This window comes from Mesorhizobium sp. YM1C-6-2, assembly GCF_003666685.1.
GTDB lineage: Bacteria > Pseudomonadota > Alphaproteobacteria > Rhizobiales > Rhizobiaceae > Mesorhizobium_K.
The window spans coordinates 23,511-37,636 of record NZ_RCIZ01000016.1 but is presented as its reverse complement, the minus strand read 5'-3'; the positions used below and the strand labels follow the sequence as shown (position 1 = coordinate 37,636).

At 64.0% G+C, this 14,126-nt stretch carries 11 protein-coding genes; 5 read left to right on the top strand and 6 right to left on the bottom strand.

Features of this window, described 5'->3' with window-relative positions; all coding sequences use genetic code 11:
* Positions 1–94: 94 nt before the first annotated feature.
* From D8676_RS24965 to D8676_RS24955, 3 genes are all read right to left on the bottom strand, one after another.
* Positions 95–2,050: a TadE/TadG family type IV pilus assembly protein gene (locus tag D8676_RS24965; RefSeq protein WP_121583809.1), complete on the bottom strand. Its 1,956-nt coding sequence runs from the start codon at positions 2,048–2,050 to the stop codon at positions 95–97.
* A 36-nt stretch (positions 2,051–2,086) separates the two neighbouring features.
* Positions 2,087–4,030 (bottom strand): pilus assembly protein, encoded by a 1,944-nt coding sequence (locus tag D8676_RS24960; RefSeq protein WP_121583838.1) that lies wholly within the window; start codon positions 4,028–4,030, stop codon positions 2,087–2,089.
* Positions 4,031–4,192: 162 nt separating this feature from the next.
* On the bottom strand, positions 4,193–5,386 hold the full coding sequence (locus tag D8676_RS24955; protein ID WP_183097239.1) for an EAL domain-containing protein: 1,194 nt from the start codon (positions 5,384–5,386) through the stop codon (positions 4,193–4,195).
* Between the two features lie 198 nt (positions 5,387–5,584).
* Between D8676_RS24955 and D8676_RS24950 the strand changes: the two genes are divergently transcribed.
* Together D8676_RS24950 and D8676_RS24945 are read left to right on the top strand one after the other, a co-directional pair.
* Positions 5,585–6,445, top strand: a complete 861-nt coding sequence (locus tag D8676_RS24950) for a TIGR01459 family HAD-type hydrolase (protein ID WP_121583837.1) — start codon at positions 5,585–5,587, stop codon at positions 6,443–6,445.
* Between the two features lie 10 nt (positions 6,446–6,455).
* A complete protein-coding gene (locus D8676_RS24945) occupies positions 6,456–7,439 on the top strand; it encodes a bifunctional riboflavin kinase/FAD synthetase (RefSeq protein ID WP_121583807.1) in 984 nt (327 codons plus the stop codon).
* 40 nt (positions 7,440–7,479) lie between these two features.
* Here D8676_RS24945 and D8676_RS24940 read toward each other — a convergent pair whose 3' ends face one another.
* Entirely contained in the window at positions 7,480–8,049 is a 570-nt protein-coding gene (locus tag D8676_RS24940) for an HdeD family acid-resistance protein (protein WP_121583806.1), read from the bottom strand.
* A gap of 200 nt (positions 8,050–8,249) precedes the next feature.
* Here D8676_RS24940 and D8676_RS24935 point away from each other — a divergent pair, with 200 nt between their 5' ends.
* On the top strand, positions 8,250–9,059 hold the full coding sequence (locus D8676_RS24935) for a MipA/OmpV family protein (protein WP_121583805.1): 810 nt from the start codon (positions 8,250–8,252) through the stop codon (positions 9,057–9,059).
* Between the two features lies 1 nt (position 9,060).
* Here the strand turns inward: D8676_RS24935 and D8676_RS24930 are convergent, their stop codons facing one another.
* Positions 9,061–9,495 carry an RES family NAD+ phosphorylase gene (locus D8676_RS24930; RefSeq protein WP_121583804.1) on the bottom strand — a complete coding sequence of 145 codons (435 nt, stop codon included), beginning with the start codon at positions 9,493–9,495 and terminating at the stop codon, positions 9,061–9,063.
* A gap of 2 nt (positions 9,496–9,497) precedes the next feature.
* Positions 9,498–9,938 (bottom strand): antitoxin Xre/MbcA/ParS toxin-binding domain-containing protein, encoded by a 441-nt coding sequence (locus tag D8676_RS24925; protein ID WP_121583803.1) that lies wholly within the window; start codon positions 9,936–9,938, stop codon positions 9,498–9,500.
* A 304-nt stretch (positions 9,939–10,242) separates the two neighbouring features.
* On the opposite strand from D8676_RS24925, the gene ileS reads away from it, so the two are divergent.
* Together ileS and D8676_RS24915 are read left to right on the top strand one after the other, a co-directional pair.
* Entirely contained in the window at positions 10,243–13,260 is a 3,018-nt protein-coding gene (gene ileS / locus D8676_RS24920) for an isoleucine--tRNA ligase (RefSeq protein ID WP_121583802.1), read from the top strand.
* Positions 13,261–13,504: 244 nt separating this feature from the next.
* Positions 13,505–14,119, top strand: coding sequence for a hypothetical protein (locus D8676_RS24915; protein WP_245427147.1), 615 nt, complete (start codon positions 13,505–13,507; stop codon positions 14,117–14,119).
* Positions 14,120–14,126 lie beyond the last annotated feature (7 nt).

The window sequence follows — 14,126 nt, the reverse complement described above, 5'->3', positions numbered from 1 at the left end:
CCCTCGCCGAGGCAAGCGAAGCATTACCGCCGGCCGCATGTCGGCCGCAGAGGCAGAAAACCGTCACCGATTGCGCCAGAAGGCGCCGGCGGAATCAGCCGACGATGCGCAGGTTGGATAGTTCGTCGGCGATTTCCTTGAATTTCTGGTCGAGATTCGAGCTGGTGGCGTTGAAGTAGAGCTTGGCCGGCTTGCCGGGGTCGGTCGAGTCCTTGCGGAAGCGCGAGTCCGAGGCGCATTTCCTGAGCGCTGCCATCGCCGCCTTCTCGTCGGCCTTGGTCTCGCTGAGGTCGAGCGAGACCGTCAGCATGAGCACGTTGGCGGCCTTCGCCTTGTCGCAGAGCGCGGTCATGTGCTCGTTCAGGGCATTGGTGTAGTTCGTGCCGGAATAGTCGTATTTGCCGATGGCGCCGCTGGTGCCCATGAACATGCGTGTCGTGCCGGTGCCGTTGTGGCCCTGGCCGGTATAGCCGTATGCGGCGTAGGTCGACTTGTTGTCGGCCGGATCGTTGCCGGGCTTCGAATAGGTGTTGGCGCCGTCGGTGAGCACGATGATCACCTTGTCGTTGCCCTTTTCGGTTTCCGGGCGCCCCCCGGTGAACGGCGGCGTGCTGGAGATCGTGCGCCAGCCCCAGGCGGTGCCTTCGGGAACGTTGGTGTAGCCGTTGGAGGCCATCTTATCGATGGCCGTCTTGATCGCTTCGAGGCCTTCGGGCGTGGTGACGTCGGTGAGCGGCGTGATCGGCGTCGTGGTGCAGCTGTAGTTCGGGCCACTGCCCTGCGAGGCGGTGGCGCCATAGGGGCGGACGTCGAAATATTTCTTCATGTTGCGCTGCCGGGAGCTTCCGGACGTGCTCTCGGTGCCGTCGTTCCACCAGTTGTTGGACGCGGAGTAATTGTCTTTTGTCTGGCCCTCGACGTCCCAGCGGTCGCCGGGCTCGTCGGGCGCGAACATCGGCACGAACATGGTGGCGGGATCGCCGAAGCCGATGCCGGTGTTGGCGGTGCCGCCCTGGGCGGGCGTGTCGTCGATGTTGTAGGGATAGGGGCGAGCCTCCACGCAGCCTTGCCAGCTCGCATAGGCCGAGATCGTCTCGTCGTAATAGCCGGTCTCGCGCCATCTGCCTTTCTCGCAGGTGCCGTTCCGGTAGTATTTCGTGCAGACCCATTCCTGGCCGGTGGCGACCCACTCGCGGTCGCTGACATATTTCATGTCCTGGTAGAGCGAGAAGCGCGAAAGGATGCCGTTCTCCTCCGCCGCCCAGCCGCTGCCCCGCTTGTACCAGATGCCGCCCGACTTTTCTGCATATCTGGTGGGGTCGTCGAGCTTCGTCCAGTCGAAGTTCTCGTGATGGAGCGGCGAAAGACCTTCGATGTCCATCCAGTCGGCGCCGGCGTTCTCCGGCCCGACATTGACGGACGCCGCGAAGGGGACAAGCGAGAACTGCACCGGCTTGGCGACCTGCTTGATCTGCGCGGCCTGCAGCGCCAGCGTGTCGACGAGCTGCTTGGCCGCCGATTTCAGCAGCGTCATGCGCCGTTGGCCCGAGCCCGCGCCGTAGTCGTTCATCGAGGTGGAGTTGTCGAGCACCAGCGCGACTTCGAGCGTGTTCTTGAGACGGATCTCGCTGTCGGCCGAGAACGAGATCTCCCGGTTGCGCTGGTCCGCCGGCGTGCCCATCAGGCCGAGGAAGGAGGGCAGGAAATAGGGCTTGTAGTTGAGCACCGCCGACATCTTCAGCGTGCCGCCGCCGTGCTGGTTGTTGGGCAGGAGGACGGTGAGTTCGGTGTCGGCCGGATCGACGGATCCGAGATTGGCCTTGAAGAACTCGTTTGCATAGGTGATCAGCGCCTCGTCGGACGCGCCGCTGGCGACTTGGCGGGCGGTGGCGAGGCCGGCGGCGTCGAGAGCGTTGACGGTCGCCTGCTTCTGGCGGTTCATCTCGCTGAAATCGATGGCGATGGCCACGCTGCCCATGATCGGCAGCATGGCGATGCCCGTCAGCATCGCATAGTTGCCGCCACGATCCCTCAGGAAGTCCAGTATCATTCTCGGGCGGCCCCCGCCGCAGGCGTCATGCTGCTGTTATCCGACGATGCGCAGGTTGGAGAGCTCGTCGGCGATTTCCTTGAACACGGTGGACAGGGTGGCGCCGGTGGCGTTCCAGAAAAGCTTGGCTGGCTGCCCGTCGGTGCCCTTGCGGAAGCGGGAATCCGATGCGCAGCTCTTCATTTCGGCGATCTGCTTCTTGTCCGCGGTCTTGGTCTCGTCGAGATCGAGGGCGACCGTCATCATCAGGATGTTGGAATTCTTGGCGTTCGCGCATACGGCGCGCATGCGCTCGTCGAGCGCCTTCTGATAGTTGGACGAGCCGTAGGTGGTCTTGCTGACGTCGCTGCTGGTGCCCTTGTAGAGCCGGCCCGTCGGCTCGGTTTCGGCGAATTTCTGCCCGGCATAGCCGTAGGCGGCATAGGTCGACTTGTTGCCGGCGTTGTCGTCGCCGCCCTGGTTGCCGTAGACGTTGGCGCCGTCCGTCAGCACGATGACGACCTTGTCGTTGCCCTTCTCGTTGTTGTCGCGGCCCTGGGTGAAGGGCTCGTTGCTCGACAAGACGCGCCAGCCCCAGACGGTCCCTTCGGGGACGTTGGTGTTGCCGGTGGGCTTCATGGCGTCGATGGCCGTGGTGATTGCCGTCTTGCCGGCTTCGACGGTGACGTCGGTGAGCGGCGTGATCGGGCTCGTCGTGCAGGAGAAGTTGGGACCGTAGCCGGAACCCGCGCTGGAAGAGCCATACGGTTTGACGCGGAAATATTTACGGGTGTCCTTCTGGCGGGACAGGGCGTTGGTATTTTCCCAGTCCGCCCACCAGTTGTTGGAATAGCCGTAGCTGTTGTCATTCAGATCGTCGTTGCCGTCACGATCGGTATCGCGCCAGCGGTGACCGGCTTCGTCGGGAGCGAACATCGGTACATACAGCGTTGCCGGGGTGCCCGAGGTCGGCGTGGTGTCGTCCGTATTGTACGGGTAGGGACGCGCCTCGACGCAGCCCTGCCATGAGGCGAATTTGCTGGTTGTGAAGGTGTAGTCCTTGTATTCCCGGCAGCTGCCATTGTTTCTCCATCTGACGCAGACGCGCTCGCCGGTTCCGGGCGTTTCCTCACGATCGGTCTCGGTCAGCATGTCGGCGTAGAGGCTGAAACGGGTCAGCGGCTGGTTCTCGCTTTCGCCCCAGCCTGCGCCGCGCTTGTACCAGACGTCGCCGACCTTCTGCGCCCAGCGGTCGCCGAGAAGGTCCTTTTCGGCCTCGGTCATCTTCGACCAGTCGAAATTCTCATGGTGCATCGGCGAGATGCCGGTTGTGTCCATCCAGGACTGATCGTCGCTGGAAGGCGCGATGTTCACCGAGGCCGAGAAGGGGACGAGCGCGAACTGGACCGGCTTAGAGACCTGCTTCATCTGCGAAGCCTGCTTGGCCAGCGTCTCCACCAACTCCTTCGATGCCTGTCGGAGGAGTTCGATACGCTTCTTGTTCGTGCCCTTGCCGTATTCGTCCATCGAGCCGGAATTATCGAGGACGAGCGCCACTTCGAGCGTGTTCTTGAGGCGGATTTCGGCCTCTGCGGTGAAGTCGACCGTCGGCGAGGTGGAGGTTTTGCCCATCAGCATCGCCGCCACGGGCACGAACGTCGGGTCGTAGGTGAGGTCGGCAAACAGCTTGAGCGTGCCGCCGCCGTAATTGTTGTTGGGCAGGACGACCGTCAGCGTCGTATTGGCGGGGTTCACGGCGCCGAGATTGGATTCGAAGAAATCCTTGGCGTAAGCCACCACATCGGTCTCGTTGGCGCCTTCGGCGATGCGCCTGGCGGTGGCGATGCCGGCCGCGTCGAGCGCGTTCATCGTCGCCGCCCGCTGCCTCGACAGTTCGGTGTAGTCGATCGCGATGGCCAGTGCGCCCATGATGGGCACCATCGATATTGCCGTCAGCAACATGTAGCTGCCGCGCACATCCTTCAAAAACCGGCGAAACATGTTCAAGCGCCCCTGCTTGCCCTGATGTAAGCGGGGCACTTTCCCACAAATCCCTAAATTGCCGGTGTGCAAGATGCCTTCAAGATGAGCGTGCCATTTGAAGGTGCGTTAACCATACCGGCTTCCGCGGCAGGCAAAGGCCTTCGCCAGGGTGGGGCGGCTCTAGAGACGTCTGCCGGCGACGGCGTCGGTTCGGAGACGGCGCGGCGCCGAGAGGCGCTCGCCGGTCATCAGGTCTACGCCCATGTCGATCAGGCTGACGGCGTCGTCCTCGCTGGCGACATCGGTGGCGATGATCTCGACGCCGGCGCCGTCAGCGATCTCGACGAGCGCGGCGCCGTTCGGCTGCCCCTTGCGCAGCTTGACGCGGTCGAGCAGTCGCTGGGCCGCGATCTTCACGACGCCGACGCCGGATGCCTTCAGCTTGTCCAGGCCGGGGCGCGAGCCCGGCCAGTCCTCGACGGCGAGGCGTATTTCGAGGCCGGAGAGCAGTTCGAGCGCCGCAGCATGCCGGCCCGAGTCCACCACCTCGAAGGGCAGCGACACGACGACCGATTTCGCCAGCGCCGGATGCAGCTTGAAGATGTCGAGCACGGTGGCGAATTCCAGCCCGTCGTCGAGGAGCGCGTCGGATACGGCGACATGGGCCGGCATCTTCTCGCTGATGTCGCCGAGCTGCCGCCTGGCCGCCTCGGCTGCCGAAACGACGGCGAGACGCTCGAAGGCGGCGGGGTCGACATCCGCCACCGGCTGCTCGAGGCGGCGTATGTCGACAGGCTTCCCTTCTTCTGGCTGAACATGAAAATGCACCTCGAAGCCGCCGGCCTCGCCACGGCCGGCGGCGATGATGGGCTGCAGGCTGAGATCGGCCTGTCCGCCCGCCATCACGCGCCTCAGCGCAATCTCTACGCCCGGCGCGTCGGTCGGAGCCGGAGCGTGCGGTTCGGCAGGCGCCTGACGGCCCTTGCGGGCAGGGGCGGGTGTGTCGGCGACAACAGCGGGGTGAGGCTCGTCCGTATCGGCGTCCGCCGGCGATATGCGGGCTGAAAGAGCGTCCAGCCTGTTCGAGACGGCCGCGTGGAGTTCTTCGTGCCTTGCCGCTTCGCGGTCACCGCGCAGCGCGACGTCCTTGATCGCGGCATCCATGGAGCGCGTCAGCCGCTCAAGGTCGGCAGCGAACAATTTCGCATGATTGAAGGCGCGGAAAGAGAAGGCCGCGGCGACGAGGGACAGCAGCAGGGTGGCCGAAGCAGTGACCAGCACGATGTCGGTTGCCGGAAGGCCGCGCGCGATCGCGATCTGCAGCAGGAAGGTTACCGCCGCGCAGAAAGCAGCTGCGCCCCCGATGGCCAACAAGATTCGCTGCATTTTTTTTGAACCGACGACCCCTGAAAACATTATGTTGCGCCAAACGTCCTAGCGCAATGGCCTCGCTCTTTTCCGCCTTTCGGTCGGTCCAGCCCCCTCGGTGGCAAAAGCCGGGTGACAGGATGGAGAGCTTCGGTTAATTCGGTGGCCCGTCCAGAGTTCCCTCGAAATCGTTGAATAATGGTGATGGCAGACAGGCCCAAGACGATCACGTCGCTTGACGAGATAACCGGAAACTACGCGGCGATCCTGTGCGATGTCTGGGGCGTGCTGCATAATGGCGTCAGCTATTTCGAGGCTGCCGCGGAGGCGCTTGCGGCGGCGCGGGCGCGCGGAGTTGCGGTGGTGATGATCACCAACTCGCCGCGACCGCATGAGGGGGTGGTCGCGCAGTTCCAGACGATCGGCGTGCCGGATGCGGCCTGGGATCGCGTTGTGACCTCGGGCGACGTGACGCGCGACCTGATCAGCGCCGGGTCGCGCAGGATCTTCCACCTCGGCCCGGAGCGCGACGGCGCCCTCTTCGACGGGCTGGACGTCGAACTCGTCGAGGAATTCGAGGCCAGTTCAGTGGTCTGTACCGGTCTTTTCGACGACGAGATCGAGACGCCGGACGACTACGCCGAGATGCTGCGGCGCATGCGCGCGAGGAACCTGCCGATGATCTGCGCGAACCCCGACATCGTGGTCGAGCGCGGCGACAGGATCGTCTGGTGCGCCGGCGCGCTGGCCCGCGACTACGCCCAGCTCGGCGGCCGTACGCTGATCGCCGGAAAGCCGTATGCCCCGATCTATGCGGCGGCGCTGAAGGCCGCAGCCGACGTGCTCGGTCGCGAATTGCGGCGCGAAGAGGCGCTGGCGATCGGCGACGGCATGCTGACCGACATCAAGGGCGCGTCGGACAACGGCGTCGACGTGCTCTATATTTCCGGCGGCGTCCATGCCCGCGACTACGGCCATCCTGACGAGCCGGAGCCTGAAAAGCTCCAGGCCTTCCTCGACCGGCACGGATATCATCCCGTCGCGATGATGACGAAGCTGCGATAACGAGCCGCCGATGGGCAAGCAGTTTCGCCACATAACGGGAAATGCGACGCTCGACGCCAGCCTGCGCGGCGGCGTCGTGGCGATCGGCAATTTCGATGGCGTGCATCGAGGCCACCAGGCCGTGCTGGAGCGGGCGCTGGAGGAAGCGGAGCGGCGCGGCGTGCCGGCGCTCGTGCTGGCCTTCGAGCCGCATCCACGCAAGTTTTTCAGGCCGGACGTGCCGTTGTTCATCCTGACGCCGTCGGCCATGAAGGCAAATCTTCTGTCGGAACTAGGCTTCGACGCGCTGGTCGAACAGTCGTTCACCCGCGAGTTTGCCGGCCATTCGGCGGAAAGCTTCGTCATCGACGTGCTGGAGCAGCGGCTGGGCATCAGCCATGCCGTGACCGGGGTCGACTTCCATTTCGGCAAGGACAGGCAGGGCGGCCCCGCCTTCCTGATGGCAAGCGGCGAAAGGCACGGCTTCGGCGTGTCGCTCGTCGACGCCTTTCGCGACGAAAGCGCGGAGATCATCTCTTCGAGCCGTATTCGCGGGCTGCTGGAGGACGGCGAGGTCGCGCAAGCGGCCGGGCTGCTCGGCTACCGCTTCACGGTGCAGGCGGAGGTGACGGGCGGGCAGAAGCTCGGCCGTACGCTCGGCTTTCCGACCGCGAACATGACGCTGCCGGCGGACGTGGCGCTGAGGCATGGCATCTACGCCGTTCGCTTCCGCAGGGAGGACGGCTCGCTGCACGACGGAGTGGCGAGCTTTGGCCGGCGCCCGACAGTGACCTCAGACGGCGCGCCGCTGCTCGAAACCTTCGTGTTCGACTTCTCGGACGATCTCTACGGCGAAACCTGCCGCGTGTCGTTCTTCGGTTTCCTGCGCGGCGAGGAAAAGTTCGACGGGCTCGATCCGCTCGTCGCGCAGATGAAGCGCGACGAGGCCGAGGCGAGGGCGCTGCTGGCAGGCGTCAGGCCGCTGTCGGACCTGGACGCCAGGATCGCGTTCTAAGGAATCCCGAGTACGCGACCGGCCAGCGCCAGGATCCGGGTCAGCTGCCGCTTTTCAGCGCGAAGCCGAGGGCGATTGCCGTCCAGCCCTGGAAGATCATGTCGATCGCCAGGAACATGCCGAGCACCCACAGGCTGTTGGTGGGCCAGCCGATCGCGATGACTAGGCCGCAAAGGGCGGTGATGATCGCGGCGGTGATGATCCAGCCGGAGCCCTTCGCCGACCAGTGCTTGTAGCCGATCCAGGCGCGCACGACGCCGGATGCGACGAGGCTCGCTGCCAGGAGCAGGGTAAGCACGGCAGACGCCAGCAGCGGATTGGTGAAGGCGATGATGCCGCCGATCGCGTAGAGCAGGCCGCCGAGCAGCCACCAGAAGAAGCCGCCCCAGCTCTTCACACCGAAGGCTTGGACAATCTCGAAGCCGCCGGCGATCAGCATCATGAAGCCGACGAGATAGACCGAGGCTACGGTGGCGAGCAGCAGGTTGCCGAGCGCGATCACGCCGACGATCAGCATGACGATCCCGAGCGCGACGAACCAGCCCCATTTGGAGCGCAGCTCGCCGATATGTTCCTTCAACGTCTGCGACATATCCGGTGTCAAAGTCATAACCGTGGTCCCTCCTTTGAACGTGAGCGGTCCCGAAAAGCGGACCCGTTCGGGAAGGATGGTACCTCCACCCGGCTGCGGCGTCCACGGTGCGATAACGCAACGGAAAAGGCTGTGAGAATTTAATTCAAATTTTACGTAATCGGCTGAAACAGGAATTTGAGGGGGCATGGCGCGGTCAGCCGTGCTAACGGGGTTTTATGGCAAATCGCATCCCAACTTCCATTCTCGCCGCCGCGGTCATGCTTGCCCTGCCGGCCAGTGCCCATGCCGAAGGCGGGTTGTTCGACTGGGTCCACGGCGACTGGAAGCTGATCGTGGGAGCGACCGGCATGGTGGCGCCCGATTTCGAAGGCGCCAAGGACCTCATGTTCAGCGTATCGCCGGTCATTTCGCTGGGAAAGGCCGGACCGGAGGCGCGTTTCACCTCGCGCAATGACGGCATCTCCTTCTCGCTCTACGACAATGGCCGTCTGCGGGCCGGCGCGACGGGCAAGATCATCTTCGAACGCGATTCCGATGGCGATCTCAAGGGTCTGGACCCGGTTCGCTTCGGCGGCGAGGCCGGCGGCTTCGCGGAGATCTACCCGACAGACTGGCTGCGCGTGCGCGGCGAGGTGAGGCAGGGGATAAGGTCGCACAGCGGCGTGGTGGCCGACATCAGGGTCGATGCCTTCAAGGACATAACTCCGTCGGTGCGTGTGTCGGGCGGCCCCCGCATATCCTTCGCGTCTGAGGACTATTTCGACAGCTACTACGGCGTGAACGCCAAGGAATCGGCCAGATCGGGACTGTCGCAATACGATCCGGACGGTGGCGGCATCAAATCGATAGGCTTCGGCGGAGCCTACGACTGGAAGACGACGGACAGGCTGACGACGAGCGTCTTCAGCGAATATTCCCGGCTGATGGGCGAAGCGGCCGATTCCAGCCTGGTGAAGGAGCGCGGCTCGCCCAACCAGTTCACGATCGGCGTTTCCGCGGCCTACCGCTTCGACTTCACAATGTAGCCTACGGCAAGACCCGCGCGTCTATCGGGTGGCTCGTGACGCTGGCGATGCGGATGCCGTCGCGTTCGAGGAGGGCCGGGTTGAGCAGATAGTTGCTGGCAAACGGCACTATCAGGCAGGGCACCCGCATGATTGCCGTCGCATTGGCGGAAACGAACATAGCTCCGAGCTGCTGAGTGCCGGACAGGTCGCTTTGCCAGCTGGCGGTCAAATCCGGGCTGGCGATCGACACGGAGTCCGGAACCTCGATCTCCAGAAGCTGATAGGTCGGGGGCAGGTTGTGGGCATCGATGTGGACGAGAATTTCAAGCAACGCCGTTGCCGGATGGTCGGAACAATACACCATCGGCGTAGCTTTCGGATTCCATCGGCCAGCACTGACTATGCCGCCACGCCCGGACAAATCGGCGAAATTTGAAATCCGCCAAATCCGCATCGTCAGACGTAGATGCCATAGTCGATGCGATGTAGCTCCTCCTCGACCAGCCGCGCACCTGTCTCCGATTGCAGCAGCACCAGAGGCACCTCGTTCAGCACCCGACTCCTTTCCCTGAGCCAGCGCTGTGCCTTTTCGTGGTTTCCGAACACACGGTCGGCCATGCCGGAAATATGCTGGATACGCAGAACGCGATCGGATTCGGCGACGGTCAGGTCCTCGCCGCGTTCCTTGCGGCGGGCCAAGGTCCGGCGCGGCGCCACGATCGCATAGAGTTCCTCGCCGGTGAAACCGCGCGCCCTGAGTTCATCGATGCTGGCATACGGCAACGGAAACCGCTGGCCGGTAAGCTGTTCGATTTCCTGGAACGAGCCGCGCGGGGTCTCTGCCTGCTCCCAGGAGCCCGCGTCGACTTCGTCCCTGGTTCGCCTGTTTCGAGTCATCCGCGCCGTGCCTGTGCCACTTGCGCATGAATATATGCGCAAATGGCACATAGCGAAAAGTCCCATCGGTTCGCGGGCTCGACACTCCGCGCGCCCTCCGCTAGAAGCGCGGCCATGACGCATCTCCTGCGCACGCCGTTTGCGGCGATACGAATTACCGGCCCGGTTGTCCGGGCGGCCTGACGCCGCCGGAAGCCGGGATTCTTTTCGCGCGCAAAAACCTCGCGCTTTTCCAAAATCATGATAGTTCAACGCCCGGGCCGTCGCCGAGCAGCAATGTGACGGGCAATTTTTGGCAAGCCATATGACCGACACGACCGAAAAGATCGACTATTCGAAGACGCTCAACCTGCCGCAGACGGATTTCCCGATGCGCGCCGGCCTGCCCGAGAAGGAGCCCGCCATCGTCAAGCGTTGGCAGGACATGGGCATGTACAGGCGGCTGCGCGAGGACGCGGCCGGCCGCGAAAAGTTCGTGCTGCATGACGGCCCGCCCTACGCCAACGGCAACATCCATATCGGGCATGCGCTGAACAAGATCCTCAAGGACATGATCACGCGCTCCTTCCAGATGCGCGGGTTCGACTCCAACTACGTGCCCGGCTGGGACTGCCACGGCCTGCCGATCGAGTGGAAGATCGAGGAAGAAAATTATCGCTCGAAGGGCAAATCAAAGCCGGATCTTTCGGAGCCGGCGGCGATGATCGAGTTCCGCCGCGAGTGCCGCGCCTATGCCGAGCACTGGATCAAGGTGCAGGGCGCCGAGTTCCAGCGGCTGGGCGTGGTCGGCGACTTCGACAACCCGTATCTGACGATGGCCTATCACGCGGAGTCGCGCATCGCCGGCGAGCTGTTGAAGTTCGCGATGAGCGGGCAGCTCTATCGCGGCTCCAAGCCGGTGATGTGGAGCGTGGTCGAGCGCACGGCGCTGGCCGAGGCCGAGATCGAGTACGCCGACTATGAGAGCGATACGATTTGGGTCCAATTTCCAGTCAAGCACTTCGATGCAGCGCTTGAAGAAAAGATCGTTCGAGAAACCTTACCTGCCGACCAAATAAGCTACGGTTTTGACGACTTCAGTCTCAAGGACGCTGATGTCGTCATCTGGACAACCACTCCGTGGACCATTCCTGGCAATCGGGCGATCAGCTATTCGCCTCGCATATCCTATGGGCTTTATGAGGTCAGTGTTCCGAATTTCGATCCTGCAACATCTGACGTTGCGCCGAGGCGCCTTAAGCGGGTCGTGATCGCTGACGCGCTTGCGGAAGATGCTTTTGCGAAAGCGAAGTCTGACGAGCACAAGCGCCTGAGGACGATCCTCAACGAGGAGCTTTCATCGGTTCTATGCGCCCATCCGTTTGGCGATCTGGGCTATGGGTTCTGGGTGCCGATGATCGCAGGCGACCACGTCACCGACGATGCCGGCACCGGTTTCGTGCACACCGCGCCCGGCCACGGCCGCGAGGACTTTGACGCCTGGATGGACGCGGCGCCGGAATTGCGCCAGCGCGGCATCGATACGGCGATCCCGTTCACCGTGGACGACGCCGGCTATTTCACCAAGGACGCGCCGGGCTTCGGTCCCGATCGCGAGGGTGGGGCGGCGCGCGTCATCGACGACAACGGCAAGAAGGGCGACGCCAACAAGGCCGTCATCGACGCGCTGATCGCGAGAAACATGCTGTTCGCGCGAGGGCGGCTGAAGCACCAGTATCCGCATTCGTGGCGCTCGAAGAAGCCGATCATCTTCCGCAACACGCCGCAGTGGTTCGTCCACATGGACTACGACCTGAAGGACGGCACGACGCTCAGAACCCGCGCGCTGAAGGCGATCGACGACACCCGCTTCGTGCCGGCGGCCGGGCAAACGCGCCTGCGCGCGATGATCGAGGAGCGGCCGGACTGGGTGCTGTCGCGCCAGCGCGCCTGGGGCGTGCCGATCACCGTCTTCGTCGACGCGGACGGCAACGTCCTGAAGGACGAGGCGGTCAACCAGCGCATCGTAGATGCCTTCGAGGCGGAAGGCGCCGACGCCTGGTACGCCGAGGGTGCCAAGGAGCGCTTCCTCGGCAATCACGATCCGGCGAAATGGTCGATGGTGAAGGACATCCTCGACGTCTGGTTCGATTCGGGTTCGACGCACGCCTTCACGCTGGAGGACCGTCCGGACCTGAAATGGCCGGCCGACGTCTATCTGGAAGGCTCCGACCAGCATCGCGGCTGGTTCCACTCCTCGCTGCTGGAAAGCTGCGGCACGCGAGGGCGCGCACCCTACAATGCGGTCATCACCCATGGTTTCACCATGGACGAGGAAGGCCGCAAGATGTCGAAGTCGCTCGGCAACACGGTCGTCCCGCAGGACGTGATCAAGCAGTCGGGCGCCGACATCCTGCGCCTCTGGGTGGCGACGACCGACTATTGGGAAGACCAGCGGCTCGGCAAGACGATCCTGCAGACCAATATCGACGCCTATCGCAAGCTCCGCAACACCATCCGCTGGATGCTTGGCACGCTGGCGCATGACGACGGCGCGACGGTGCCGTTGGAAAAGATGCCGGAGCTGGAGCGGCTGATGCTGCACCGGCTGGCGGAACTCGATGAGCTCGTCCGCGCCGGCTACGACGCCTTCGACTTCAAGCGGGTGGCGCGCGCTCTGTCCGACTTCATGAACATCGAACTGTCTGCCTTCTATTTCGACATCCGCAAGGACGCGCTCTACTGCGAGGGACCGTCCAGCCTGAAGCGCAAGGCGGCGGTGCAGGTGGTCAGGCATCTGTTCGAGTGCCTGGTGAAGTGGCTGGCGCCCATGCTTCCGTTCACCACGGAGGAGGCCTGGCTCGACCGTTATCCCGGGAAGGAATCGGTGCACCTGGAGCAGTTCCCCAACGTGCCCGCCGAGTGGAAGGACGCCGCGCTCGAGAAGAAGTGGCGGAAGGTCAAGGACGTGCGGCGCGTGGTGACCGGCGCGCTGGAGATCGAGCGTGCGAGGAAGACGATCGGTTCCTCGCTGGAGGCCGTGCCGGTGGTTCATATGGCGGACGCGGCGCTGAAGGAGGCGATCGCCGGCATCGACATGGCCGAGATCGCCATCACCAGCGGCCTGGAGATCACCGATGGGCGGGCTCCGGCCGACGCCTTCACGCTGCCGGACGTGCCAGGTGTGGCCGTCGTGGTGGAGAAGGCGGAGGATCGCGGCCTGAAGAAATGCGCGCGTTCGTGGCGCTACACGGCCGATGTCGGCAGCGACCGCGAATTCCCGGAGGTTTCGGCAAGGGATGCCGAGGTGCTGCACGAATTGCAGTCGCTCGGGCGGCTGTGAGACGGGGCGGATCGAACGGCAACGGCGCCCGTCGTTGCTCTTGACGGACCCTTAAGGTAAACAGGGCACAGTCCGGCAGACAAATTGTCGCCGGATTTCCGTCGGATATGCGTTTGACGCTTGATCGGGGCCGGCGACGGAGAGGCGGTTTTCATTGGGACTGGTGCTTATGAGTGGACGAATTGGCGCGCGTGCGACCCTTGTTGCGCCGCTTGTCGTGGCCGGCCTGGCGGTGTCCGGTTGCGTGAGTTCTCCGACCTACGGCACCGGCACGACCGCCAACAAGCAGTTGACGACCGATGTGAGCACCATGTTCTCGCTGAAGCCGAAGCGCCGGTTCGCTTCGGACTATGCGCCGCGTCCGGAACTGGTGAAGCCCACCAATCCGACGACCGAGCTGCCGCCTCCGCAAGAGAGCATCGTGACGGCTTCGTCCGAATGGCCCGAATCGCCGGAGCAGCGCCGCGCACGCATACGCGCCGACGCCACCGAGAACCGCGACAAGCGAGGCTGGGAACCTGAGGTCGTCAACGACATCGCCGTCGACACTTCCTCAAGCAAGCCCAAGCTCGGTTCCTCCGCGCGCGGCCGGGACTCCGGCGTCGCGCCCGCCGGCGGTGGCGAGGATCTGAAGAAGAAGGGCGCGCAATTCCGCGAGCAGCTTGCCGCGACCAAGCAGGGCAGCCCGACCGTGCGCCGCACGCTGACCGAGCCGCCGATCGAATATCGCCAGCCGGCCGAGACCGCCGCGGCCGACGAACTCGGCGAGGACGAGTTCAAGAAACAGCGCCGGCTGAAGGCCGAGGCGAAGAAGGCGGCGGGTGGCAGCAGCTGGAAAGACCTCGTCCCCTGGCTCTGACCTAACC